We start from the raw sequence: 24649 nt of genomic DNA, 5'->3' as shown, positions 1-24649 counted from the left end.
TCAGCCCGCGGGCCGCAGCACGTAGCCCACGCCGCGCAGCGTGTGCAGCATGGGCTCGCGGCCCTTGTCGATCTTGCGGCGCAGGTAGGACACGTACAGCTCGACGATGTTCGCCTGCCCGCCGAAGTCGTACTGCCACACGCGGTCGAGGATCTGCGCCTTGCTCAGCGCCCGCCGCGGGTTGCGCATGAAGTAGCGCAGCAGCTCGAACTCCGTGGCGGTGAGGCGGATGGGGTCGTCGCCGCGCCACACCTCGTGGCTGTCCTCGTCCATCCGCAGGTCGCCGACGACGAGCAGCGCGTCCGGCCGCTGGCCCACGGCTCCCGCGCGCCGCAGCATGCCGCGCAGCCGCGCGACGACCTCCTCGAGGCCGAACGGCTTGGTGACGTAGTCGTCGCCGCCGGCCGTGAGCCCGGGGACGCGGTCCTCGACGCCGTCGTGCGCCGTCAGGAACAGGACGGGCGCCTGCGGGCGGGCCGCGCGGATGCGCCGCAGCACCTCCGGGCCCGACATGTCCGGCAGGGAGAGGTCGAGCAGGACGACGTCCGGCTCCAGCGTGCCGACCAGCTCGACCGCGTCGTGGCCCGACAGCGCGTGCCGGACCTCCCAGCCCTCGTAGCGCAGCGCGGTGCACATCAGCTCACCGAGGTTCACCTCGTCGTCGACGACGAGGACCCGCAGCGGGCTCCCGTCGGCGCGCGTGAGCGAGTCGGGACGGCGTGACGTGGGACGGGCGGGTGCTGTCGTCGTCATGCGACCAGGCTGAGCAGCGGTCCTGTGGTGCGCCTGGAGCGGACCTGTGAGTTGGCTGGGCGGCGAGGACGTGCGGCGCGGAGCCGCTCGACGTCCGGGTGGTGGACGCCGGACCCGGGCCGCGGTCACGCACGCCGCCCGGGTTGCCCTACCGTGTGACGGTGCACGAGGGCCTCCACGTCCCGGTCGACCCGGAACCGACCGCGCCGCGTCGAGCGCGTGCGCGGGGCTGGGTCGTCGTCGCGTGCGGTGTCGTGGCCGTCGCCTCGCTCGCGGGGGTCCTGCTCCTGTGGCGCGTGTTCGTCGACACGTGGGCGGGGCAGCGGGTCGAGGACGCCGCGCTCGACGGCGCGGAGATCGGCCAGGGCCAGCTGTGGCGCGTCGCCGCGCCGCTGCTCGACGTCGTCTCCGTGGGCTTCGTCGCGGGCGGCCTGCTCGTCGCCGCGGGCGTCGCCCTGGTGCGGCGCCGGCTCTCCCTCGCGATCCAGGTGGCCGTGCTGGTCGGGGGCGCGAACCTCACCACCCGGATCCTCAAGGAGTGGGTGCTGGACCGGCCCGTGCTGGGTGTCGGCGCCGACTACGGCAACACCCTGCCCAGCGGCCACACGACCGCCGCCGGGTCCGTGGCGGCCGGCCTCCTGCTCGTCGCCCCGCCGCGCGCGCGTCCGCTGGTCGCGGTGCTCGGCGGCGGGTACACCGCGCTGACGGGCATCTCGACGCTCGTCGGGCAGTGGCACCGGCCGTCGGACGTCGTCGCCGGCGCCCTCGTCGTGCTCTGCTGGACGGCGCTGGTGTGCGGCGCCATGGCGGCGCGGCCCGGTCCGACCGGGACCGCGACCGCGATGCTGCGCAGGGTCGACCGCGGGGACCCGGGGTGGGTCCGCACGCGGCGGACGGCGCTCACGCTCGTCGTGCTCGGCGTGGCAGCGGGGGTCACGGCCGTCGTGCTGCTGACGCGCACCTGGGCCAACCGGGCCGCCGCCGCGGGTCGCGCGGGTGAGCTCCTGGCCTACGGTGGGGGTGTCGCGGGCGTCGTCGCGGCGTGCGCCCTGACGTTCGCGGTCATGCTGCTGCTGCGGCACGCGGCCGGGTCGCGGGACGAGGCGCCGTCCTCGTCGGCTTGACGCCAGGACGTAGAGTCCCCTCGGAAGTGGGGTCCACGCGTCGTGGGGCGCCGCGCTCGCCACGACACCGTCGTCACACACATCCCACAGCCCACGGCACGGAAGGCCGGTCAGATGTCTGCAGGTCGCAAGCTCGTCATCGTGGAGTCCCCCGCGAAGGCGCGCACGATCGCCGGTTACCTCGGCGAGGGCTACGACGTGGAGGCGTCCGTCGGGCACATCCGCGACCTCCCACAGCCCTCCGAGCTGCCCGCGGACATGAAGAAGGGCCCGTACGGCAAGTTCGCCGTCGACGTCGACAACGGGTTCGTCCCGTACTACGTCGTGGACGCGGACAAGAAGAAGAAGGTCGCCGAGCTCAAGAAGCTCCTCAAGGAGTCCGACGAGCTCTACCTCGCCACCGATGAGGACCGCGAGGGCGAGGCCATCGCGTGGCACCTCCTGGCGGAGCTCAAGCCGAAGATCCCGGTCAAGCGCATGGTGTTCCACGAGATCACCCGTGAGGCGATCGCGCGGGCGCTGGAGAACACGCGCGAGCTGGACGAGCGGCTCGTCGACGCGCAGGAGACCCGCCGCATCCTCGACCGGCTCTACGGCTACGAGGTCAGCCCCGTGCTGTGGCGCAAGGTCCGCCAGGGCCTGTCGGCCGGGCGCGTGCAGTCCGTGGCGACGCGGCTCGTCGTCGAGCGTGAGCGCGAGCGCATGGCGTTCGTCCCCGCCGACTACTGGGACGTCACCGGCACCTTCGCGGTCGCGGACGACGGAGAGCCGACGTTCTCGGCGCGCCTGACGGGCGTCGGGGGAGCGCGCGTGGCCAGCGGCCGCGACTTCGACGACCGCGGGACGCTCAAGAGCCGCGACACCGTGACGCTCGACGAGGACCGGGCCAACGCACTGGTCGCCGGGCTCGACGGTGCCGCGTTCGTGGTGCAGTCGCTCGAGACCAAGCCGTACACGCGGCGCCCCGCCGCGCCGTTCACCACCTCGACGCTCCAGCAGGAGGCGTCGCGCAAGCTGCGCATGAGCTCGCGGCAGGCCATGCGCACGGCGCAGTCGCTGTACGAGAACGGCTACATCACCTACATGCGGACCGACTCGCCCGCGCTGTCGACGCAGGCGATCGACGCCGCGCGCCGCCAGGTCGCCGAGCTCTACGGCTCCGAGTACGTGCCGGACAAGCCGCGCCTGTACACGTCGAAGGCGAAGGGTGCGCAGGAGGCCCACGAGGCCATCCGCCCCGCCGGTGACCACTTCCGTACCCCCGCGCAGGTCGCGCGCGAGCTGTCGGGCGACCAGTTCAAGCTGTACGAGCTCGTCTGGAAGCGCACGGTCGCCTCCCAGATGGCGGACGCGCGCGGGCAGACCGCGTCCGTGCGCCTCGCGGCGACGGCGACGACCCCGGACGGCCCGGTCGAGACCGTGTTCTCCGCGTCCGGCACGGTCATCACGTTCCGCGGGTTCCTCGCCGCGTACGAGGAGGGCCGCGACCGCGGGCGCTACGACGAGGCCGAGGCCGCCGCCGCGGCGGGCTCGGACGACGCGCGCCTGCCGCAGATGGCCCAGGGCGACCCGGTGACGGGCTCCGACCTGACGGCCGACGGCCACCGCACGTCCCCGCCGCCGCGCTTCACCGAGGCGTCGCTCGTCAAGGCGCTCGAGGAGCGCGGCATCGGCCGCCCCTCGACGTACGCCGCGACGATCGGCGTCATCCAGGACCGCGGCTACGTCACCAACCGCGGCCAGGCGCTGGTGCCGACGTGGCTGGCGTTCGCGGTGACGCGCCTGCTCGAGGAGAACTTCGACCGGCTCGTCGACTACGGCTTCACGGCCGGCATGGAGGAGGGCCTCGACGCCATCGCCGCAGGTCAGCGCGGTCGCGTCGACTGGCTGACGGAGTTCTACTTCGGCGACGGGTCGCAGTCCCTGGAGACCGGCGGCCTGCGCGGGCTCGTCGAGAACCTCGGCGAGATCGACGCGCGCGAGGTCAACTCGATCGACATCGGCGACGGCATCACGCTGCGCGTCGGGCGCTACGGCCCGTACCTCGAGGCGCCGGGCGAGGGCCCGGACGACGACCCGCGCCGCTCGTCGGTGCCCGAGGACATGGCCCCGGACGAGCTGACGGTGGAGAAGGCGCGCGAGCTCCTCGACACCATGCCCGACGGCGACAAGGTGCTCGGGACGGACCCCGCCACGGGCACGCAGATCGTCGCGCGCAACGGCCGGTACGGGCCGTACGTCACCGAGGTGCTCCCGGAGCCCGAGCTCGACCCGGGCCTGTCGGCCGCCGCGCGCAAGAAGGCGCTGGCCGCGGCCCCCAAGCCGCGGACGGGGTCGCTCTTCAAGTCGATGACGCTGGCCACGGTCACCCTCGACGACGCGCTGAAGCTCCTCTCGCTGCCGCGGGTCGTCGGCGTCGACCCGGAGTCCGGTGCCGAGATCACGGCGCAGAACGGCCGCTACGGGCCGTACCTGAAGAAGGGCACCGACTCGCGGACGCTCGCGTCCGAGGAGCAGCTCCTCGACATCACGCTCGAGGAGGCGCTGGCGATCTACGCGCAGCCCAAGCGGGGCCGCGGCCAGACCGCCACGCCGCCGCTGCGCGAGCTCGGCGACGACCCGACGAGCGGCAAGCCGATCGTCGTCAAGGACGGCCGCTTCGGGGCCTACGTCACCGACGGCGAGACGAACCGCACGCTGCCGCGCGACGTGACCCCGGAGTCGATCACGCCGGAGCAGGCCGTCGAGCTGCTGGCGGAGAAGCGCGCCGCCGGGCCGGCCAAGAAGCGCCCGGCCGCCCGCAAGCCGGCGACGACCCGCAAGAAGGCCCCCGCGAAGCGCTGACGGGCTCGGCACCGTCCCGCGGCCCCGCAGAATCCAGCGCCGAGACCGGCCTGGGTCGTCGACACGGCCCCGGAAGACGACCAGGACCGGTCTCGCCGGGCTCCCGTCCCGGAGGGTGGGTGTCGGGGTGGAGCGAGGGTCGGTCGGGCCAGGTGACCGGCCGTGAGCCGACCACAGGGCCCGCCGGTGGGGGTCGCGTCCACCGGTCCGCGGGTGCGCTCACGGGCGCGTTCCGCGTCGTGGTGGTCTGACGACGTGCGAACGCCCGGCCCTCCGCCCCCGTCGCTGCTGCGGGTCGCGGTCCGCCAGGAGGGGCTCCTCGGCTCCCGGCAGTGTGATGCCGCCGGGGTGACGGCCCAGCGCCGCGAGACGCTGCGGTGCGCGGGCGTGCTGGTGCCCGTCGTCCGCGGCGTCCACGACGCCGCCGCGCTGCTGCCGGAGCTGGACCGGGGTCCGGACCACGTCCGTCGCCGTGCCGCCTGGCTCGCGCTGCTGGCGCTCGGACCCGACCGGGCCGTCGCGACGGGCCTCTGCGCTCTCGCGCTGCACGGCGTCCACGGGCTGCCCCGCCGGATCCGCCCGGAGGCGGCCCTGCCGGACGGGAGCCACCGGCGCCCCGGTGGCGGCATCCTGGTCCGTGGGGTCGATCCCCAGCCTGTGGTGCGCGTCGGCGGGGCGCGCGCCTGCACCGTGGCGCAGGCCCTCGCCGACGCGGTCGGCGGCCTCCCGCGGGACTCCGCCGTGGCCGTCCTGGACTCGGCCGTGCACCTCGGGCTGCTGCCGTGCGCCGACCTCGCGCTCGTCCGGTCGCTGCTGGCCGGGCGCCGCGGGTGCCGCCGCGCCGCCGGCTGGTGGGACCTCGTCGACGGCCGCGCGGAGTCACCCCTGGAGACGCGGGCACGGCTGCAGTGCGTCGACGCCGGCGTGCCGCCGCACGACGTGCAGGTGCCGGTCCGGGACAGGTCGGGCCGCGTCGTCGCACGCGGCGACCTCGGCTGGTGGCTCGCGACGCGCCGGCTGCTGGTCGTCGAGATCGACGGCGCGGGACCCCACGGCACCCCGCAGGCGCTGTACCGCGACCGCACGCGGCAGAACGCGGTGCTCGCCACGGGAGCCCTCCTGCTGCGGTTCACGGCCGCGGACGTGGACCGCGGACTCGTCCCGGTCGAGGTCCGTCGCCACCTCACGGCGTCCGCCCCGTGAGACGCGCGGTCGTCGAGACCGGGCCGGGTCGTGCAACGAGCGTCGGAGAACGAACCAGGCCGGTCTCGACGAGGGGCTGGGGTGGGACGGCCGTCGGGGGGTGCGGGCGCGGCGGACGGCGCCGTGCGGACCGGGTCCGGCACCATGGGTGCGTGCGACGTGATGCGGTCACCGGAGTGTTCCCCGCAGGCTGCCTGCTCGCCGTGGCGGCCCTGCTGCTGGGCGGGTGCACGGGCGGCCCTGCTCCCGTCGCGCCGTCCCCGACCGCCGCACCGACGCCCACGGCCGTCCCGGCGCTCGCGTTCGAGGACGCGGTCGCCGCCCTGACGCGCGACCTCGTGCCCGCTGCGGACGTGCAGCCCTGCGAGGTGCCGGCCCCCGGCTCGCCGGACGAGGGAGCGCTCGCCGGCCCGACGGGGGAGCCGTCGGTCACCGGTGACGAAGCGATGACCACGTCCCCCTCGGCCGCCTGCGGCACCAAGATCGCGGAGGCGCTGCGCGCTGCGAGTCTCACGGGCTTCGCGCACGGACCGGGCGACGAGGTGGTCCTGCCCGTCGCCGGCGGCGCCGCGCGCGTCGTCGAGGTGTACGAGCTCGCCGACGCCGGCGCCGCGGCCGCGGTCTACGCGGCACGGGTCGCCGAGGAGGAGGGCTGGGCGACGGACCAGGAGATCCCGGCCGAGGACCTCGAGGGCGGCACGTACACGCCGCGCCGCGTCATCAGCGGTGCGGGTGTCACGGGGCTCGACCTACCGGGGTGGACCGCCACCGTCGTGAGCCGCGACGAGGCCGCCTTCACGCGGACCGGTGAGCCGGCGTCCGACCCCGTCTCGTACGCCTACGTGTGGGCGGTGCGCGACGCGCTCCTCGTCCAGGTGCAGGTCGCAGGCGACGTGCCCGGGGGTGCGGCCACGACCGCCACGACGACGGCGCTCGCGTTCACGGCCGCGGCCGAGGGCCCGGCGGCCGGCGGCTGACGCACCGAGGGGACCGTCGGTGGGCGACGTGCGCGCCACGGTCTGCACGCTCTCCCCGGCGGACGCTAGGTTGGCGCCATGGCTCGCACCGAGGACCCCCGTACCGCCCCGCCGATCCGCTGGGGCATCATCGGCGCCGGCGGGATCGCCAGCCAGTTCGCGAACTCCGTGCGCGAGTTCACGCGCGCCCAGCTCGTGGCCGTGGGCTCGCGCAACCGGGACCGTGCCGAGCGGTTCGCGACGGCGCACGGCATCCCGACGACGCACGTCGGCTACCGCGACCTCGTCGAGGACGCGCAGGTCGACGCGGTGTACGTCGCGACCCCGCACTCGGAGCATCGCGAGCACGCGCTGCTCGCGATCGCCGCGGGCAAGCACGTCCTGGTCGAGAAGGCGTTCACGCGCAACACCGCCGAGGCCCGCGAGGTGTTCGACGCCGCCCGCGCCGCGGGCGTGTTCGTCATGGAGGCGATGTGGACGCGGTTCCTGCCGCACGTCGCCGCGCTGCACCAGGTGATCGACTCGGGCGAGATCGGCGACATCGTCAACGTCCGGGCCGACCACGGCCACTACTTCGCCTTCGACCCGACGAGCCGGCTGTACGACCCCGAGCTCGCGGGCGGTGCGCTGCTGGACCTGGGCGTCTACCCGGTGTCGTGGGCGCACGACTTCCTCGGCGTCCCGCAGGGCGTGCACGCGTTCGGGCAGCTCACCGAGACGGGCGTCGACGGGCAGGTCTCGATGATCCTCGACTACGGCAACGGGACGCAGGCGACGCTGAACACGACGCTGTGGTCGCGGACGCCGACGACGTCGTCCATCTCCGGCACCGAGGGCTACATCCGCGTCGCCGGCCCGTTCTACGCGCCGACGTCGTTCCGCCTCGCACGGCGCGACGGCCGGCAGTGGACGTTCGAGCTGCCCGCCGCGCGCGGGCTGCAGTACGAGGCCGCCGAGGTCGCGCGCCGCGTCGCGGCCGGGGAGACCGAGAGCCCGCTGATGACGTGGCAGGGCACGCTCGACGTCATGACGACCCTCGACGAGATCCGGCGCCAGGTCGGCGTGGTGTACCCGGGCGAGCAGCCGGCCTGACGTGCGACGGTGCGGACGTGTCGGCGGTGGCGGCTAGCCTGACGCGGTGAGCACCGCCCCCGCCGCCGACGTCCTGCCCGTCGCCGAGGTCCCCGGACCGGACGCGCCGGGCGGCGTGTTCGTCTCCTTCGAGGGCGGCGACGGCGTCGGCAAGTCGACGCAGGTCTCGCTGCTCGGGCACCACCTCGCGTCCCTGGGGCGCGAGGTCGTCGTGACGCGCGAGCCCGGCGGCACGCCGCTGGGGCTCGAGCTGCGGCGCGCGATCCTGCACGGCGAGGACCTCGACCCCCGCACCGAGGCGCTCCTGTACGCGGCGGACCGCGCGCACCACGTCGCGTCGCTCGTGCGGCCGGCGCTGGCCCGCGGCGCGGTCGTGCTCACCGACCGCTACCTCGACTCCTCCGTCGCCTACCAGGGCACGGGTCGCGGCCTGGGTGCCGCCGAGGTCGAGCGGCTCTCGCTGTGGGCCGTGCAGGGCCTCCTGCCCCACGTCACGGTCCTGCTGGACCTCGACCCTGCGGTCGGTCTGGCGCGGCTCACGGGTGACCCGGACCGGCTCGAGTCGGCCGGTGACGAGTTCCACCGGCGCACGCGTCAAGCGTTCCTGGAGCGCGCCGCGGCCGACCCGGCCCGGTGGCTGGTGGTCGACGCGTCGCAGCCGGCGGAGGTCGTCGCCGCGCAGGTACGGGAGCGTCTCGCCCCGCTGCTCGGGCCGCGTGCCGACGCGGGCGCGGCGGCGTCCGCCGTGCCCGCGGGGGGCGCGGCGTGACCGTCTGGGACGACCTGGTCGGGCAGGAGCCCGCGGTCGCGGTGCTGCGCCGGGCCGTCGAGGACCCGTCGGCGATGACCCACGCGTGGCTGCTCACCGGGCCGCCCGGGTCGGGCCGCTCCAACGCGGCGCGCGCCTTCGCGGCCGCGCTGCAGTGCGAGGCCGGCGGCTGCGGGACCTGCCACGCGTGCACGACCGTGCTGTCGGGCGCGCACCCGGACGTCACGCTCGTCGCGACCGAGGGCGTCTTCATCCGCGTCGACGCGACGCGTCCCCTCGTGGAGCTCGCGCAGCGCTCGCCCTCGCAGGGCCGGTGGCGCGTCATCGTCGTCGAGGACGCCGACCGGTTCAACGACCAGAGCGCCAACGTGCTGCTCAAGGCGGTCGAGGAGCCGCCGCCGCGCACCGTGTGGCTGCTGTGCGCCCCCAGCCCCGAGGACGTCCTGGTGACGATCCGCTCGCGCAGCAGGTCCGTCGCGCTGCGCGTGCCGCCCGTCGACGCGGTGGTCGAGCTGCTCGTGCGGCGCGACGGCGTCGACGCGCGGACCGCGCACGTCGCGGCCCGGGCGGCACAGAGCCACATCGGCATCGCGCGGCGGCTCGCGCGCGACCCGCAGGCGCGTGAGCGCCGGTCGGCGGTGCTGTCGCTGGCGTCGCGCGTGCGCGGCGTCGGGGACGCGGTGCTGGCGGCGGGGGAGCTGGTCGAGACGGCGCAGGCCGACGCGAAGGCGGCGACGGAGGAGCGCGACGCCGCCGAGCGCAACGAGCTGCTGCGCGGCATGGGTGCCGAGGGCGCCCACACGCTGCCGCCGTCGCTGCGGGCGCAGGTGCGCCAGCTCGAGGAGGAGCAGAAGCGCCGCGCGACGCGCGCGCAGCGCGACGTGCTCGACCGGGCCATGGTCGACCTGCTGTCGCTGTACCGCGACGTGCTCGTCGTGCAGCTCGGTGCCGGCGTCGACCTCGTCAACGTCGAGCAGGAGGACGAGGTCCGTGCGCTCGCCGCCGGCAGCACGCCGGAGCAGACGCTGCGCCGGATGGACGCCGTCGGTCAGGCGCGCACGCGGCTGGCCGGCAACGTCGCGCCGCTGCTGGCGGTCGAGGCGATGGCGATCGCGCTGCGGCCGCAGGGCTGACGCCGAACCCGTCCCGCGATGCCGGTCGCGGGCGGTCGTGCCGCGATCCGTCCGCCCGTGCGGGCCGGGACTGCCCGGATCCGGCCGCCGGGGCGGATACCGTAGACGCATGCCGACGCGTCCTGCCCTGCGCCGGTGCGCCCTCGTCGCCCTCGTCGTGCTCGGTCTGACCGGATGCGTCGCGCCGAAGCACCAGGCCTCGTCCCCGACCGCGGGCGCGTCGTCGTCCGCGACCTCAGACCCCGCGCTCGCCCGTTACTACGACCAGGTCCTGGAGTGGACCACCTGCGGCGACGAGCAGTGCGCCGACGCCACGGTGCCGCTCGACTGGGAGGACCCCGGTGGCGACACGATCACGATCGCGCTGCGCCGCGCTCCCGCGTCGGGTGGGTCGCCGGTCGGCTCGCTGCTGGTCAACCCCGGGGGCCCGGGTCGCTCCGCGATCGACACGATCGGGTTCTTCCGCCAGATCGTGTCGCGCGACGTGCTCGCGACCTACGACCTGGTCGCGTTCGACCCGCGCGGTGTGCAGCACTCGTCGCCCGTGACGTGCGTGGACCCCGCCGGGCTCGACGAGCTCACGGCGTGGGTGCCGGACTGGTCGACCGACGAGGGCATCGCCGAGGCGATCGAGCGCAACGGCGAGTTCGGCCGCGCGTGCCTGGACCGCACGGGCCCGCTGCTGGGGCACGTCGACACGGCCAGCGCGGCGCGCGACATGGACGTGCTGCGCGCGGCCCTCGGGGACGAGGCGCTGACGTTCCTCGGCTTCTCGTACGGCACCGAGCTCGGCGCGACGTACGCGGCGCTGTTCCCCGAGCGCGTCGGCCGGTTCGTCCTCGACGGTGCGCTGGACCCGACGCTGGACTCGGGGCAGGTCGCGGCGGGGCAGGCGGCCGGGTTCGAGAGCGCGCTGCGGGCCTACGTGACGGACTGCCAGGCGGGCGCGTCGTGCCCCCTGGACGGTGACGTGGACGCGGGTCTCTCGCAGATCGCGCGCATGTTCGATCGGGTGCGGGCCAACCCGCTGCCGACGGGGACGGACCGCGAGCTCACGTCGTCCCTCGCGTTCAGCGGAGTCGCCGCAGCCCTGTACACGCAGTCCAGCTGGCCGCTGCTGACCCAGGCGCTGACCAAGGCGATCGACGCCGGCGACGGCTCGGTCCTGCTGCAGCTCGCCGACAGCTACTACGGGCGCGCGCCCGACGGCACGTACGCGACGAACCAGAACGAGGCGTTCTCCGCGATCCTGTGCCTCGACGACCGGCCCTCGGCGGACCCCGCCGACATGCGGGCGGACGCCGCCGAGGTGGCGGCCGTCGCGCCGACGGTCGGGCAGTTCTTCTCCTACGGCGGGGTGTCGTGCGCGCAGTGGCCGGTGCCGGCCGCCGGCTCGCTGGAGTCCTACGAGGCGCCGGGCGCCGCGCCGATCCTGGTGGTGGGCACGACCAACGACCCGGCGACGCCGTACGCGTGGGCGCAGTCGCTCTCGAAGCTGCTGTCCTCGGCCGTGCTGCTCACCTACGAGGGTGAGGGGCACACCGCGTACGGGCGGTCGAACGCGTGCGTCAAGGACGCGGTGGACACCTACCTCCTGACGGGCGAGGCCCCGGCGGACGGCACGACCTGCTGACTTTGGAGTCGGGGCGTGCGCCGGGTACAGTGGGCGCGCTCGCCGATCCACCGCGGTCCTCCGCGCCCGGACGGCGATGCCGCCTTAGCTCAGTCGGCAGAGCGTCTCACTCGTAATGAGAAGGTCTGGGGTTCGATTCCCCAAGGCGGCTCAGCATGTGGCCTGCGGCTTCACCCCTCGGGGTGGGGCCGCAGAGTCGTCTCGGGGCACGGGTGTCGCCCGCCGACCCCCGGACCTCGGTCCCTGGTCCACGGTCGGCGTCCTCCATAGCCTGCGTAGACGGCCCCCCAGGCGGGGCATGGCGTCTCGGCAAGGAGGCCGACATGCGAGTTCGTCCGTACCACTCCGCGCGCAGCACGGCGGTGCACGTCTACCACGAGGACGACGACTGCCCGGCAGGTCGCGCGGTCCCGTGGTTCGACAAGGTCGAGGGCCGGCAGGACTGCGAGCCGTGCCCGCAGTGCGTGCGGACGGCGACGACCTGCGTCGACCACCCCGCGGTCGAGCACCCCGCGTCCGCCGGGGTGTCCTGACGCGGGACCGTCGACCCGCGACGGCGCGACGGCGCGCCCGCTAGGTTGACGGCATGGAGGCTCGCCGCTCGCTCGGTCAGGTGCTCGTCGGGGTGCTCGTGGTCCTCGTCGGGGTGGTGCTGCTGCTCGAGCGCAGCGGCGTGGTCGACGTGGACCTCGGGACCCTCGCCAGCACCCTGTGGCCGCTGCTCGTCGTGCTCGTCGGTGTGACGTCGCTGCTGCTGGTGCCGCGGGCGTGGTTCGGGCCCGCGGTCATCACGGCCGCGGGCGTGGTGCTGCTGCTCGACCGGCTCGACGTGCTGGACGTGAGCGTCTGGGACTACTTGTGGCCGGTCGCGATCATCCTCATCGGGCTGGGCATCACGTTCGGCGCGGCCGCGCGCAGCGACCAGGAGGACCGCATCACGGCGATCGCCTTCTGGTGGGGTGCGGAGCGACGCAGCCGCTCGCGCCGGTTCCGCTCCGCGAGCCTCACCGCGATCATGGGCGGGGTCGACCTCGACCTGCGGGACGCGGACATCGAGGGGAGCGCCCGCATCGACGTCTTCACGTTCTGGGGCGGCGTCGACATCAAGGTGCCGCGCACGTGGGAGGTCCGCACGACCGGGCTGCCGCTGCTCGGCGGCTGGGAGAACAAGACGGAGCCGCCCGTGGGCGGCGGCCCGGTGCTCGACGTGCGGATCGTCTGCATCATGGCGGGCGCCGAGGTCCGGTACGGCAAGCAGAAGGCCGACGCGAGCGCCGAGCCGAGGATCGAGGACGCGCCCGTCTGAGCCCGGTCTGACCCCGTGGGCGGCGCGTCAGCCGCCGACGTACGCGAGCGACTCCGCGAGCCGGTCGTGCCACACGCGTGCGTCGTCCGACACGATCGCGACCCACTCGCGCATCGGCGGGCGGTCCTCCGGGAACGCGAGGCCCTCACCGGACGCGAGCAGTGCCGCGACGCGCGCGGCGGGCAGCTTGACCACCAGACGGTCCTGCGGCGTGAAGGCGGCGATCCGGCCGTGCACGCGCAGCGTCGCGGTGCCGAAGTGCCGCCGGCCGGCAGCCGGCAGGACGACGCCGGGCAGGTCCGCGAACGCCGCGGACACCGCGTGCAGGCGCGCCTCGGCGGCTGCGTGCTCCGGCGTGCTCCGCTCGGTCATGCCACGAGCGTAGGACCGGCCGCCGACACCGCTGCAGGACGGGCGCCGACCGCTACAGGACGGGCGCCGACTGCCCGACGACCTGCGGTCCGCCGACCTCGTGACCACCGAGCTCGTCGTGCACGAACGAGTGCGCGACGCGGATGCCCGGGCGACCGGCGGAGGACGCGTCGACCACGACGCGCGGGTAGGGGCGCGACGCGTCGGCGGGGCTCGTCCAGGCGACGGCAGCGGCGGTGTAGCCGCCGCCGCGTGCGGCGTCGCGCGCCTGCGCGACCCCGGCGTCGGTGTGGACGAAGTCGATGACCTCGACGTCGTTGCCCTCACGCACCAGCACGAACGGCGCGCAGCCGGAGGCGTCGCGGACGGCACGGTCGAGCGCCAGCTCCAGGGCCCGCAGCGCCAGGTCCTGGACGCGCTCCGACGGGCGGTGCGGCAGGTCCTCCGGGGTGAGCGCCTGCTGCGACGACACGGGCATGCCGCGTCCCGGCGTGGGGTAGGCGGTGGTCGCGGGCGTCGGCTCCCACGGCGCGGGTGCGGCGGTCTCGGGCTCTGGGTCCGGGGTGGTGTTCTCGACGAAGGTGGGGGTCCATGCGGCGGTCTCGGGCTCGGGGTCCGGGGTGGTGTCCGCGACGAAGGTGGGGGTCCATGCGGCGGTCTCGGGCGCGGGCTCCGGGGTGGTGTCCGCGACGAAGGTGGGGGTCCACGCTGCGCTCTCGGGCGCGGGCTCCGGGGTGGCGTTCTCGACGAACGTCGGCGTCCACGCGGCGGGCTCGGGCTCGGGGTCCGGGCCGGTGTTCTCGACGAGGGTCGGGGTCCACGCGGCGGCTTCCGGCTCGGGCTCCGGGGTCGGGTCCGCGACGAACGTCGGGACCCACACGGCCCCCGACGTCGGCGCGACGGGGGACTCGGGCTGCTCGGTCTCGTCCGCGGCGGACGCCGGTCCGGCGGCGACGGGCGCGTCCGCGTCGGCGTGCCCGGTCGGGGCCTCCGCCTCGGGGGAGGCGTGCGGCGTCGGGACCTCGGGGCGTCCCGACCGGAGGTGGGCGGCCGCGCGCTGGACGTAGTCGACGGTCCACCCGGAGGAGCGCACCCGCCAGCGCGCGTGCGCGTCGAGCACCGGCAGGACGGGCATGTGCGGGCGGTCGAGCAGCAGGACGCCGGGGGTGGCACCCTCCGGTCCGGGGCACATCCGCCAGACGGCGTCGGCGACGGACGCCACGAGCAGGTCGCCCACGGCGATGCCGATCGCGGCGGCGACACCGGCCGGCGCGGGCACCTGCGGCGGGTGCGTCTGGAGCAGGCGCTCCCACCGGGCGTCGAGGGCTGCGGCGTCGCTCGCGTCGGTGCCGTCGCCGCGCAGCCAGTCCCGCAGCCGGTCGAGGTGGGCGGACTCACCGGGCGTCAGCGGGCGGGCGATCGCGAAGTCGGCGGACCTCGCCGCGAGCGCGGGCGAGAGGCTGTCCATGCCGGGATCATCGGCGTGCACCGCCGCCTGCTTGAGCCCCCGGACGTGTGACGTCAGCGGGTGCGGGTTAGCGTGGTCGTCCATCCCGGGGGAGGTCGTCATCCGTCGCGTCGCCGTCGCCGTCGTCGCCGCCGTCTCGATCGCCGTCGGCGTGGCAGGCGGGGCCACCGCGTGGACCGCGGCCGAGCGCCGCGAGGCCCTGGGGCTGCGGGAGGCGGCGCAGGCACGGGTCGAGCGCGCGCTCGTGGCGGTGCACGAGGACTCCGCGGCCCGGATCGCCGCGACGACGACCTCGCACGTGGCGGGTGCGCAGGGGCTGCAGACAGGCGCTCGTGCCGCCCTGGCCGCGGCGGTCGCCCAGGGGCGTCTCACCGTCGAGGAGTCGGCGGGCCGGGTCGGTGAGGACGAGACGCCCCGTGTGACCCTCGCCGCCCGGCTCGACGCCGCGGAGGCGGCGGCCGCCAGCGCCTCGCCCACGGTCGCGCGCCGGCTCACGGCCGAGGTCGGCGAGGCGGAGCAGGCCGTCCACGCGGCCGTGGCCGCCGAGCAGGAGCGCGTCGCCGCAGCCGAGCAGGCGGCCGCACGCCAGGCCGCGCGCGCTGCGGCGCCCGCGGCGCGGCCACGGGCTGCGGCGTCGGCCGCGAGCGGCTCGTCGACGGGCACGGACAGGTGCGCGACGACGTACGGCGGCCCGGCGTTCTACACGTCCGCGCCGACCGAGGGCGGCGACGGGTCGAACGGACGCCTCCCCGCGTCGGCGCTGTCCGCGGTGTCGTGGGCGCGGGACTCGCGCGGCACACCGTTCTACCTGCGCTCCGACGCCACCGCGGCGCTCGAGCGGCTGAACGTGGCGTTCCGCGCCGCCCTGGGCCACGACCTCGCGCTCGACCTCACGTACCGGGACTACGACACCCAGGTCGCGATGCGCGCGGCCCTCGGCTCGGTCGCGGCGGTGCCGGGCACGTCGTCGCACGGGACCGGGCTGGCGCTCGACGTCCCGGAGCTGCCGTGCGCCTACGGCTGGGACTCGCCCGCGCGGGCGTGGCTCGTGGCGAACGGCCCCGCCTACGGCTGGGTGTCGCCGACCTGGGCGCGGCAGAACGGCTCGAACCCCGAGTACTGGCACTACGAGTACCGCGGCTGACGAGCACCGCGCGTCCCAATCGCCGGTGTCAGCGCGGGCGGTCGCGGTCCTTGCTGGGCTGCACGCGCTTGGGCTCGCCGGGCATCTTGGGGTACTCGGGCGGGTACGGCAGGTCGCCGTGGCCCTCGTCGCGCTCCTGCCGGTCGGCCAGCTCGAGCAGCGAGTCGAGGCGGTAGCGGGGCGCGGCGTGCGCGACGAGCCGCGCGTGCAGGTCGCCGACGTCGGCGAACCGCCCGGGCATCGTCAGGACGTCGAAGTCGTCGGGGTGGACGTCCGGCACCTCGTCCCACGTCAGCGGCGCGGAGACCGTCGCCCGCGGGTTGGAGCGGATCGAGTAGGCCGAGGCGATCGTGCGGTCGCGCGCCATCTGGTTGTAGTCGACGAAGATCTTGGCGCCGCGCTCCTCCTTCCACCACTTCATCGTGACGTCGTCCGGCAGCCGCCGCTCGAGCTCGCGACCGAACGCGATGGTCGCCCGCCGCGCGTCGGTGAACGACCACGCCGGCTCGATGGGCACGAAGACGTGCAGGCCCCGGCCCCCGGACGTCTTGGGGAACCCCTCGAGGCCGTGCTCGGCGAGCAGCTCGCGCACGTGCGGGGCGACGCGCGCGGCGTCGTCGAAGTCGGTGCCCGGCTGCGGGTCGAGGTCGATGCGGACCTGGTCGGGGTTCTCGACGTCGTCGCGGACGACCGGCCACGGGTGGAACGTGAGCGTGCCCAGGTTGGCCGCCCACGCGACGACCGCGAGCTCGGTCGGCGCGACCTCGTCCGCGGTCCGGCCCGACGGGAAGGCGATGCGCGACGTCTCGACGTACTCCGGCGCGCCCTGCGGCACGCGCTTCTGGTAGAACGCGTCGCCCGAGGAGTCCTGCCGCGTGGCCATCCGCGCACCCTCGAACACGCCCTTGGGCCAGCGCTCGAGCGTCGTCGGCCGGTGCAGCAGGGCACCGAGCACGCCGTCGCCCACGGCGAGGAAGTACTGCACGACGTCGAGCTTGGTGAGCCCACGCTCCGGGAACACGACGCGGTCGGGGCTGCTCACGCGGACCGTCCGGCCGCGCACGTCGAGCTCCACCGCGGGGGTCTGTGCCATGGCTCACACCGTAGGGCCGGGCGCCGACACCCGCTTCCCCGTGCCGGGATCTCAGGGGCAGGTTCAGGGGCGGATGGGGGGCCACCCCGGAGGCGCGGGGCCCGCGCGGACGCCAGACTCGACCCACCGACGCAGGAGGAGGACGCATGGACGGCGTACGAGAGGCATTCGCACGAGCAGGGCTGTCGCGGCCGTACACGGGGCGCTGGCTGGCCGGCGTGTGCGCGGGGGTGGCGGTCCGGCTAGGGATCGAGGCCTGGGTCGTCCGGCTCGTGCTGCTCGCGCTGCTCGTGCTGCCGGGCAGCCCGTTCCTCATCTACGCGATCCTGTGGGTCTGCATGCCGCCGCAGGGCTGGGTCGCCCCGGTCCGCACGCCCTGAGCCACCCGGTCAGGTGTCCACCTCGTGGGTCCCGAGCGGCGCGACGGCCTCCCGTCGGGCACCCTGGTGACCGTGGGAGAAGTCCGGGACCTTCGCAGCCGCCGTGGCACACCCCCGCCGCTGCTCGACGACGAGGTGGTCCTGACCGCCGAGCGCAGCGCCCCGCGCCAGGCCCGTCACTGGGTCATGCGCGCGGTGGCGGGCGCGGGGGTCGGGGGCGCGTCCAACCAGGTCATCGAGCTGCTCGCGGGTGAGCTGGTGTCCAACGCCGTCGTGCACGGGCCCGCCGGCGAGCCGGTGCGGGTGGCCGTGCGCGTCGACGGGTACGTCGTCCGCGTCGCCGTGACCGACCGTGGCGGCGGCCTCCCGCAGGTGCGCCACCCCGAGCCGACCGAGCCCAGCGGGCGCGGCATGGCCCTCGTCGAGGCGCTGTCGACGGCATGGGGGTCGGCGCGGACGCCCGACGGCGGGACGACCGTGTGGTTCGAGGTGGACACCGACGCCTGAGAGGCGCTCGGACGTCCGCCGGCGCCCCCACCTCCCGCCCGGGGCGCCCCCGCGTGCGAGCGCCGGAGCGCGTGACGAAACGCGTGGTGCACGGCCTGGCGCCGCTCCGTTGTGCGTACTTCGAGGTGTGGCGATACGTTCGTCCAGGATGTGGCGTGCTCGCGCCTGCGGGGTGCCGGTGACGGTGGTCGCGCGCCGGGCAGGACGTAGGGAGCAGACATGACGCGCAAGGGCGGCAACGTGGCCATGGAACCGAGCACTGCGACGGGGGCGGTCGAGGCGACGCCGGACACGGCGCCGGCACCGTCGACGGGTGCCGTCGCGGCGGTGGCGCCGACACCGGACGCGCCCGTGCACCTGCCGCAGATCTCCGCGGAGGTCCGCGAGGACGGCACCGGCGAGATCAGCGTCGACGGTGTCCGCGAGATGATCGCGATGGCCGACCTCGCGGAGGCGGGTGCGGCCATCACGGGACGCATCGCCGCCATCGCGGCGGAGGCCGGGCGTGCGCTGCCCGTCGAGGTGCGGGACCCGGACGGGCTGTGGGCGCTGCTCATCCACCCTGACGGCCGTGTCGACGAGGCCGACGAGACGGACCTCGCGGCGCTGAGCGCGCCCGTGCCCGTCGTGGAGCCGGCGTGGTCGCAGGCCGACCCGCTGTCCACGCCGACCCCGGTCGTGGCCACCGGTGTCCCGTCCGGTGCGACGGCCGTGGTCCCCGCGGTGGCGCCCGAGGCACCCGTGCCGTCGGGCGAGGTCCCCGTCGCCCCCGAGCCCGCCGCCGCGGCGCCCGCCGCGGCCCGCGCGGAGGGACGTGGCGAGGCCCGCGGCGAGGCACGCGGCGAGACCCGTGCCGAGCGGCGCGCGTCGGACCCCGCGGTCCTGCCGACGCTCGACGACCTGCTGGCTGCCCGCCACCCGGCCCACGAGGGCCCGGCGGAGCGCGGCTGGCAGCGCACCGTGCGGCGCCTGACGTTCGGGGCGGTCGCGCCGCGGCCGGGCGCCGCCGAGCGCGCGCGCCGCTCGCAGATCGAGGCGATCCGCCGCACGTTCGACGGCCCGCGCACGGTCGTCGTCGTCAACCCCAAGGGCGGCGCGCACAAGACGACCGCGACGATGCTGCTCGCGTCGACGTTCGGCCTGGTCCGGGGCGGGTACACGCTCGCGTGGGACAACAACGAGACGCGCGGCACGCTCGGCTGGCGCTCGTCGCACGCGGACCACCAGCGCACCGCGGTGGACCTGCTGCACGCGCTGCCCGACCTCACGCAGCGCGGCACGCTGCGCATCGGCGACCTGGACTCCTACGTCCGCACGCAGCAGGACGAGCAGTTCGACGTGCTCGCGTCCGACGAGAACGCGGCGTCGATCGAGAGCGTGGACGCGGCGTCCTACCGGGCGCTGCACGACGTGCTCACGCAGTTCTACCGCGTGCTCGTCGTCGACACGGGCAACAACATGCGGGCCTCGAACTGGCAGGCCGCCGTGCAGTCGGCCGACCAGCTGGTCGTCGTCTCGACGCTGCGCGAGGACACGGCGCAGTCCGCCGCGTGGGCGCTCGACGCGCTGCGCGCGACGGGCCAGGAGGAGCTCGTGCGCCAGGCGGTGACGATCCTGTCGTTCCCCGAGCCGAAGGTCGACAAGGACCTGCGGCAGCGGCTGCGTTCGCACTTCGGTGCCCTGACGCGCGCGGTCGTCGAGGTCCCGCACGACAAGGCCCTGGTGTCGGGCGGGCCCATCGACCACGCGAACCTGCGCCCCGCCACGCGTGACGCGTGGCTGCGCGCGACGGCGATCGTCGCCGACGGTCTCTGACGCACGCGCTCGGTCGGCCGGCGGTGCAGCGCGCCGCCGGCCGCGGCGTTCGCTCGGCGACGGGGCGACACCCGGGCGCGGCGGCGTGCAAGATCCGGGTGGTCCACGACACCGTGGGGTGAGGGGCGTGACCGCCCCCGCCCGCACGCCCGTCCGCCCGACCCGGGAGCCGCAGTGCCCGCGCAGCCTGAGCACGACACCGATGACCGAGCCGCCGCCCAGCGTGGGGAGGCCCGCACGGTCGGGGACGACCGGGCGGCCGCGGACGACCGCGCGGGCGGGACCGACCGCGCGGTGCGCGGCGACGGACGCGTCGAGGACGACGCCGCACCGGACGGGCCCCGCGACGCGGCGTGGTTCGAGCGGCTCGTCCACGCCCACGCGACCGCGGTGCACCGGTACGTCGTGCGGCGCGTGGGCGCGTCGGACGTCGAGGACCTCACGGCCGACGTCCTGACGGTCGCGTGGCGCCGCCGCGAGGACGTCCCCGCCGGCGCCGAGCTGCCCTGGCTGTACCGCACCGTGTCGTACGTCGTCGCGAACCACCGCCGCAAGAGCCGGCCCGTGCTCGTCGCCGACGTGCCCGACGAGGCCGACGCCGACGACCCCGCGCTGCGGGCCGTGCGCGACGAGACGGTGCGGACCGTGCTCGCCGCGCTGTCGGCGCGCGACCGCGAGGTGCTCCTGCTGCACGCGTGGGAGGGCCTGACGGGCGAGGGCCTCGCGGCCGCGCTCGGCATCGGGCGCGGCGGGGCGGACGCCGCGCTGTCGCGCGCGCGCTCACGCCTGCGGGCGGCGTTCGCGGACGCCGCGCCCTGATCTCCTGACAACGCCCATCCCGCTGCGGGCGCCGCCCGCGTGCAAGACGGGGGCCCGCCCGCACACATACGGGGCAGAGACCGATCGGGCTCCGACCGCCCCAGGAGGACGACATGGACGACACCCGCGACCCGCGCGACGGCACGCCGGACGAGCCGGTGCCGCACGGCCCGGCCGACGGCCCGACCGACGGCGCGACCGACGGCCCGACCGACGGCCCGACCGACACCGCCGGGACGGCCGCCGCCGTGGCGCGCGTCCGCGCCGCGGACCCGGCCGCCGAGGCCGCACCCGACGCCGCCCGCCTGCACGCGCGCCTCGCCGACACCACGGGCCTCACGCTCGACGCGGGGGACGCGGGGGACGCGGGGGACGCGGGCGGCTCGGGCCAGACGGACGAGCTCGCGGCGGCACGTGCGCGGCGCCGCCCGGCGGCCCGGTGGCTGCAGGTGGCCGCCGTCGCGGCGGGCGTCGCGCTCGTCGGCGGCGGGGGCTACGCGGTGGGCGCCGCGGGCGCCGACGAGCCGTCGGCGCCGCCGATCGCGCTGCAGGGCGCGGGCGGGGCCCCCGAGACGGCAGCTGCAGCGGACATGTCCGGTGCGGACGTCCGGAGCAGGATGGTGGGCCCCGGCTGGTTCGGGGGACGCACCGTGTTCAGCGGCAGCGGGCTCGCGGGTGCGGCGGGGTCCGCCCGGGCCTGGGCGTTCGACGCGACGTCGGCGGCGACCGCCGCCACCGCCGCGCGCGTCGCGGGCGTCCTCGGCGTCGCGGGTGAGCCGCGCCAGGAGTGGGGCCAGTGGGTCGTCGGGGCGAACGACGGCCGGTCCGCGACCGTGCAGGTGGGCGTGGACGGGCAGGCGAGCATGTGGTTCTACGACCGCGCCTGGGACCCGTCGGTGTGCACGAGCGGCGTCCCGGAGACGCTCGACGGCGCGACGTCGTCGGGGGCGGCCGAGGGGAGCGCCGTCGAGCCCGACGTCGCCCCGCGGGACGGCGCCGAGCCGGGCGTCGCGGTCGAGCCGCTGCCCGCGCCCGACGCACCCGGGGAGCCTGCCCCCGCCGACCCGAGCGTGTGCGACCCGACCAGCACCCCGACGGGGGACGCCGCGGCGGCCGCCGCGCGCGACCTCATGACCCGGCTCGGCGTGGACCCGGGAGGGTACGAGCTCACGGTCTCCGACGAGACGGGTGTGCCGGGCCTCGTGAGCGTCACGGCCGCGCAGGTCGTCGACGGCACGCAGACGGGCCTGGGCTGGTCCGTGCAGCTGGTCGGCACGGGCGTGCAGTCGGTGTCGGGCCCGCTCGCGACGCTCGTCGAGCTCGGCACGTACGACCACATCAGCGCCGACGAGGCCGTCGAGCGGCTCAACGACCCGCGGTTCGGGGCCTCCTTCGGCGGCATGGTGCCGCTGGCGGCACGCGCCGAGGGTGCGGCCGCCGACGACAGCGTGTCGATGCAGGCCGAGCCTGCCGACGAGCCGACGGTGCCGGCCGTGCCCGCTCCGGGCGACCCGGTCGCGTGGCCGGTCCAGCACGTCACGATCACGGGCGCACGGCTCGGCGTCACGCTGCTGACCACGCCGACGGGCGCGACGCTGCTGGTGCCCGCGTGGGAGCTGACGGACGCCGACGGCGGCACGTGGAGCGTCGTCGCGGTCGTCGAGGACCAGCTCGACCTGAGCGCCGCCTGACGGGCGCGCGAGGGGGGAGCGTGGCGAGCCGGAGGGGACTCGCACGGGCGGGGCCGGGCGCCTGCTGCTGCTCGACTCCGCGTCGCTGTACTTCCGCGCGTTCTTCGGCGTGCCCGACTCGGTGCGCGCACCGGACGGCACGCCCGTCAACGCCGTGCGCGGGCTCGTCGAGATGATCGCCCGGCTCGTCGCCGACCGGCACCCCACGCGCCTCGTGGCGTGCTGGGACGAGGACTGGCGCCCCGCGTTCCGGGTCGAGGCCGTGCCGTCCTACAAGGCGCACCGCGTCGCGCGCGAGGTCTCGGGCACGACGGGCGAGGAGGAGGTGCCCGCCGCCCTGACGGCGCAGGTGCCTGTCATCGTCGAGGTGCTCGCGGCCCTGGGCATCCCGCGCCTCGGCGCACCGGGGTACGAGGCCGACGACGTCATCGGCACGCTCGTCGCGCGCGAGGCCGCGCGTCCCGCCGGCGAGCGCGCCGCGGTGGACGTCGTGACGGGGGACCGGGACCTGTTCCAGCTGGTCGACGACGACGTGCCGGTGCGCGTGCTGTACCCCGTCAAGGGCGTCAAGGAGATGCTGGAGGTCGACCAGGGCGTCCTGCGCGAGCGCTACGGCGTGCCGACCGGGCGGGCGTACGCCGACATGGCCGTGCTGCGCGGGGACCCGAGCGACGGCCTGCCGGGCGTGCCCGGCATCGGTGAGAAGACCGCCGCGGCGATGCTGAGCCGCTACGGCACGCTCGAGGGCGTGCTGGCCGCGCGCGACGCGGGTGACAAGGGTCTGACGGCCACCCAGCGCACGCGGCTGACGGCGGCGGCGGACTACCTGGCGGTCGCGCCGCGCGTGGTGACCGTCGCGCCCGACGCACCCGTCGCCGAGGTCGACGACCGCCTGCCGACGGTCCCCGCGGACCCCGACGCGCTCGTCGCGCTGGCGGAACGGTGGGGGCTGACGTCGAGCGTGCGGCGGATCGTCGACGTGCTGACGGACGCTGCCGACACGCGCGGCTGACGCGCCGCAGGACTGGCCGGGGCGGGACTCAGCCGGCGGCGGGCCCGGGCGCGTCGAGCACCCAGACGTTGGTCCCGGCGGCCCGCCAGCCCTCGGCGGTGTCCGGCGCCGGTGCGTCGTCGGTGCCCAGGCGCACGCGCGACCCGTCCTCGCCGGAGATCGTGACGGTCGCGCGCGGCGACGGTGCGACGCACACCACGCGGGCCGCGTCACCGACGGGCACGGCCACGAGGCACAGGTCGCCCCCCCAGCGCAGGGCCGCGTAGTGCTGGCCGGCCGTCGTGCGGACGGCGAAGCGCGCGGTCGAGGGGTCGATGCCTGTCTCGTCGACGACCGGTGCGGCCACCTCGTCCGTGGGCTCCGCGGGCCGGTCGAGGAGCGAGACGGTCATCTGCTCGGCCGCCGCGTCGTCGTCCCCGCTGACCGCGAGCAGCCACACGACTCCCGCCACGACGAGGGCCGCGGCGACCACGAGCACGACGACCACGCGGGCCCGCTGCGGGGGCTCGGGCTCGCCCCGGGTGTCGTCGACCAGCTCGAACATGCCGGTGTCGTCGAAGGTCGTCACGACACCAGTATCGGCACGCCCGGGCCGTGGTGTGAGCCGACGCGCGGCGTGCGCGCCACGCAGGTGGCCGCAGGCGCGGGCCCCGGCGGCCTCCGGGGGACGGTGAGGCGGCCGGGGCCCGCGGGTCACGGGGGCGTCAGTCGTCCGTCGGGGCCCGGTCCTCCAGGACGCCCTGCACGACGGTCGCCAGGTGCCGCAGCAACCACCCCGGGGCCGCCTGCGACCAGTGCTGCGCGACGGCCGCGACGGGGTACACGAGGATCTCGGGGTCCTCACGTGCCAGGACGATCTCGGTGCCGTAGCGGTCGCTGCAGGTGGCCCAGCCCAGGTCCTCGGCCTGCGCGCACACGAGGTCGCCGAGCGCGACGCCGAACGCGTCGGCCAGCGGGCGCGGGTCGGGGCGGTCGTCCGCCTGCTGCCACTGCTCGCGCACCCGGTCGAACAGGGCGCTGACGAGCGCGGCGTCGGACGGGTCCGCGCACAGGCCTGCCACCAGCGCGCGCTGCTGCGCCAGGAACAGCCGTTCGGGCGCGTTGAGCTCGTCGATGCGGTGGCGCGTGTCCGACAGCGCGGCAGCCACCGGGCCGACCGCGTGCGCGGCGGGGGCCGGGGGAGCGGCCGCGACGGCGTCGAAAGTCTCGGCGTCCTCGGGCTCTCCGGCGTCCTCGGGCTCGTCGTCGTCGTCCGGCTCCCCGGGGTCGGGCTCGCCGGCAGCAGGCTCGGCGTCCTCGTCCGCGACCTCGTCGCTCACGTGCTCACCGTCCGTCGCCTCGCCGTCCGGGACGTCCGCGAGGTGCTCGACGACGCGCAGGAGCGCGACCTCGTCCGGCGCGCGGCCCTTGTCCACGGTGGCGTCCCCCGCACCCGCGGGCAGGGGTACGTCGGTCGGTCCGTGGGGTGTGGGCAGCACGGATCCGCTCCCTTGCGGCGTCCGTCGGTCCAGTCC

At 76.1% G+C, this 24649-nt stretch carries 23 protein-coding genes and 1 tRNA gene; 18 read left to right on the top strand and 6 right to left on the bottom strand.

Going from position 1 to position 24649, the window contains the following annotated elements; genetic code table 11:
* On the bottom strand, positions 1–753 hold the full coding sequence (locus H9657_RS03740; RefSeq protein ID WP_191780454.1) for a response regulator transcription factor: 753 nt from the start codon (positions 751–753) through the stop codon (positions 1–3).
* A 161-nt stretch (positions 754–914) separates the two neighbouring features.
* On the opposite strand from H9657_RS03740, the gene H9657_RS03735 reads away from it, so the two are divergent.
* From H9657_RS03735 to H9657_RS03685, 11 genes are all read left to right on the top strand, one after another.
* Positions 915–1877 carry a phosphatase PAP2 family protein gene (locus H9657_RS03735; protein WP_318241260.1) on the top strand — a complete coding sequence of 321 codons (963 nt, stop codon included), beginning with the start codon at positions 915–917 and terminating at the stop codon, positions 1875–1877.
* 114 nt (positions 1878–1991) lie between these two features.
* Positions 1992–4721 (top strand): type I DNA topoisomerase, encoded by a 2730-nt coding sequence (topA, locus tag H9657_RS03730; protein ID WP_191780450.1) that lies wholly within the window; start codon positions 1992–1994, stop codon positions 4719–4721.
* Between the two features lie 255 nt (positions 4722–4976).
* On the top strand, positions 4977–5924 hold the full coding sequence (locus H9657_RS03725) for a hypothetical protein (RefSeq protein WP_318241259.1): 948 nt from the start codon (positions 4977–4979) through the stop codon (positions 5922–5924).
* A gap of 152 nt (positions 5925–6076) precedes the next feature.
* On the top strand, positions 6077–6901 hold the full coding sequence (locus tag H9657_RS03720) for a hypothetical protein (protein ID WP_191780449.1): 825 nt from the start codon (positions 6077–6079) through the stop codon (positions 6899–6901).
* Positions 6902–6979: 78 nt separating this feature from the next.
* Positions 6980–7993 carry a Gfo/Idh/MocA family protein gene (locus H9657_RS03715; RefSeq protein ID WP_191780446.1) on the top strand — a complete coding sequence of 338 codons (1014 nt, stop codon included), beginning with the start codon at positions 6980–6982 and terminating at the stop codon, positions 7991–7993.
* A 73-nt stretch (positions 7994–8066) separates the two neighbouring features.
* Positions 8067–8762: a dTMP kinase gene (gene tmk / locus H9657_RS03710; RefSeq protein WP_191780763.1), complete on the top strand. Its 696-nt coding sequence runs from the start codon at positions 8067–8069 to the stop codon at positions 8760–8762.
* The gene (locus H9657_RS03705; protein ID WP_191780444.1) at positions 8759–9895 is read left to right on the top strand and encodes a DNA polymerase III subunit delta'; all 1137 of its coding nucleotides are present in this window, start codon (positions 8759–8761) and stop codon (positions 9893–9895) included. Before tmk ends, H9657_RS03705 begins: the two co-directional genes overlap by 4 nt.
* Before the next feature lie 109 nt (positions 9896–10004).
* A complete protein-coding gene (locus H9657_RS03700) occupies positions 10005–11528 on the top strand; it encodes an alpha/beta hydrolase (protein WP_191780442.1) in 1524 nt (507 codons plus the stop codon).
* Positions 11529–11606: 78 nt separating this feature from the next.
* A tRNA-Thr gene (locus H9657_RS03695) sits at positions 11607–11679 on the top strand.
* A 172-nt stretch (positions 11680–11851) separates the two neighbouring features.
* Positions 11852–12061 carry a hypothetical protein gene (locus H9657_RS03690; protein WP_191780440.1) on the top strand — a complete coding sequence of 70 codons (210 nt, stop codon included), beginning with the start codon at positions 11852–11854 and terminating at the stop codon, positions 12059–12061.
* Between the two features lie 53 nt (positions 12062–12114).
* Complete coding sequence (locus H9657_RS03685) at positions 12115–12834, top strand: LiaI-LiaF-like domain-containing protein (protein ID WP_191780438.1); 720 nt, start codon at positions 12115–12117, stop codon at positions 12832–12834.
* A 27-nt stretch (positions 12835–12861) separates the two neighbouring features.
* Here the strand turns inward: H9657_RS03685 and H9657_RS03680 are convergent, their stop codons facing one another.
* Together H9657_RS03680 and H9657_RS03675 are read right to left on the bottom strand one after the other, a co-directional pair.
* Entirely contained in the window at positions 12862–13206 is a 345-nt protein-coding gene (locus H9657_RS03680) for a hypothetical protein (protein WP_191780436.1), read from the bottom strand.
* 52 nt (positions 13207–13258) lie between these two features.
* Positions 13259–14674: a hypothetical protein gene (locus H9657_RS03675; RefSeq protein ID WP_191780434.1), complete on the bottom strand. Its 1416-nt coding sequence runs from the start codon at positions 14672–14674 to the stop codon at positions 13259–13261.
* A gap of 31 nt (positions 14675–14705) precedes the next feature.
* Here H9657_RS03675 and H9657_RS03670 point away from each other — a divergent pair, with 31 nt between their 5' ends.
* Positions 14706–15818 (top strand): M15 family metallopeptidase, encoded by a 1113-nt coding sequence (locus H9657_RS03670; protein WP_225214533.1) that lies wholly within the window; start codon positions 14706–14708, stop codon positions 15816–15818.
* Between the two features lie 28 nt (positions 15819–15846).
* Here H9657_RS03670 and ligD read toward each other — a convergent pair whose 3' ends face one another.
* Complete coding sequence (gene ligD, locus H9657_RS03665) at positions 15847–16911, bottom strand: non-homologous end-joining DNA ligase (RefSeq protein WP_191780430.1); 1065 nt, start codon at positions 16909–16911, stop codon at positions 15847–15849.
* A 146-nt stretch (positions 16912–17057) separates the two neighbouring features.
* Between ligD and H9657_RS03660 the strand changes: the two genes are divergently transcribed.
* From H9657_RS03660 to H9657_RS03635, 6 genes are all read left to right on the top strand, one after another.
* On the top strand, positions 17058–17291 hold the full coding sequence (locus H9657_RS03660) for a PspC domain-containing protein (RefSeq protein ID WP_191780428.1): 234 nt from the start codon (positions 17058–17060) through the stop codon (positions 17289–17291).
* Between the two features lie 72 nt (positions 17292–17363).
* Positions 17364–17798 (top strand): ATP-binding protein, encoded by a 435-nt coding sequence (locus tag H9657_RS03655; RefSeq protein ID WP_318241258.1) that lies wholly within the window; start codon positions 17364–17366, stop codon positions 17796–17798.
* 219 nt (positions 17799–18017) lie between these two features.
* On the top strand, positions 18018–19613 hold the full coding sequence (locus tag H9657_RS03650; RefSeq protein ID WP_191780426.1) for a MinD/ParA family ATP-binding protein: 1596 nt from the start codon (positions 18018–18020) through the stop codon (positions 19611–19613).
* Between the two features lie 174 nt (positions 19614–19787).
* Positions 19788–20432 (top strand): RNA polymerase sigma factor, encoded by a 645-nt coding sequence (locus tag H9657_RS19535; RefSeq protein WP_318241256.1) that lies wholly within the window; start codon positions 19788–19790, stop codon positions 20430–20432.
* A 113-nt stretch (positions 20433–20545) separates the two neighbouring features.
* Positions 20546–22123, top strand: coding sequence for a hypothetical protein (locus H9657_RS19350; RefSeq protein ID WP_191780423.1), 1578 nt, complete (start codon positions 20546–20548; stop codon positions 22121–22123).
* Between the two features lie 64 nt (positions 22124–22187).
* Complete coding sequence (locus tag H9657_RS03635) at positions 22188–23135, top strand: 5'-3' exonuclease (RefSeq protein WP_191780757.1); 948 nt, start codon at positions 22188–22190, stop codon at positions 23133–23135.
* 28 nt (positions 23136–23163) lie between these two features.
* On the opposite strand, the gene H9657_RS03630 is transcribed toward H9657_RS03635, so the two are convergent.
* On the bottom strand, positions 23164–23703 hold the full coding sequence (locus H9657_RS03630; RefSeq protein ID WP_191780421.1) for a hypothetical protein: 540 nt from the start codon (positions 23701–23703) through the stop codon (positions 23164–23166).
* A gap of 136 nt (positions 23704–23839) precedes the next feature.
* Entirely contained in the window at positions 23840–24613 is a 774-nt protein-coding gene (locus H9657_RS03625) for a DUF3806 domain-containing protein (protein WP_191780419.1), read from the bottom strand.
* Between the last annotated feature and the right edge of the window lie 36 nt (positions 24614–24649).

The sequence above is a fragment of the Cellulomonas avistercoris genome, assembly GCF_014836445.1.
Classification (GTDB): domain Bacteria; phylum Actinomycetota; class Actinomycetes; order Actinomycetales; family Cellulomonadaceae; genus Cellulomonas; species Cellulomonas avistercoris.
The sequence above is the reverse complement of the archived record's forward strand: the minus strand, read 5'-3'. Positions and strand labels throughout refer to the sequence as shown.

Excerpts from the sequence above, each read along its gene's own strand:
- topA (WP_191780450.1), top strand. The coding sequence starts at position 1,992 with ATGTCTGCAGGTCGCAAGCTCGTCATCGTGGAGTCCCCCGCGAAGGCG.
- H9657_RS19350 (WP_191780423.1), top strand. The coding sequence starts at position 20,546 with ATGGACGACACCCGCGACCCGCGCGACGGCACGCCGGACGAGCCGGTG.
- H9657_RS03700 (WP_191780442.1), top strand. The coding sequence starts at position 10,005 with ATGCCGACGCGTCCTGCCCTGCGCCGGTGCGCCCTCGTCGCCCTCGTC.
- H9657_RS03680 (WP_191780436.1), bottom strand. The coding sequence starts at position 13,206 with ATGACCGAGCGGAGCACGCCGGAGCACGCAGCCGCCGAGGCGCGCCTG.
- H9657_RS03660 (WP_191780428.1), top strand. The coding sequence starts at position 17,058 with ATGGACGGCGTACGAGAGGCATTCGCACGAGCAGGGCTGTCGCGGCCG.
- H9657_RS03740 (WP_191780454.1), bottom strand. The coding sequence starts at position 753 with ATGACGACGACAGCACCCGCCCGTCCCACGTCACGCCGTCCCGACTCG.
- H9657_RS03675 (WP_191780434.1), bottom strand. The coding sequence starts at position 14,674 with ATGGACAGCCTCTCGCCCGCGCTCGCGGCGAGGTCCGCCGACTTCGCG.
- ligD (WP_191780430.1), bottom strand. The coding sequence starts at position 16,911 with ATGGCACAGACCCCCGCGGTGGAGCTCGACGTGCGCGGCCGGACGGTC.
- H9657_RS03685 (WP_191780438.1), top strand. The coding sequence starts at position 12,115 with ATGGAGGCTCGCCGCTCGCTCGGTCAGGTGCTCGTCGGGGTGCTCGTG.
- H9657_RS03690 (WP_191780440.1), top strand. The coding sequence starts at position 11,852 with ATGCGAGTTCGTCCGTACCACTCCGCGCGCAGCACGGCGGTGCACGTC.
- H9657_RS03715 (WP_191780446.1), top strand. The coding sequence starts at position 6,980 with ATGGCTCGCACCGAGGACCCCCGTACCGCCCCGCCGATCCGCTGGGGC.
- H9657_RS03650 (WP_191780426.1), top strand. The coding sequence starts at position 18,018 with ATGACGCGCAAGGGCGGCAACGTGGCCATGGAACCGAGCACTGCGACG.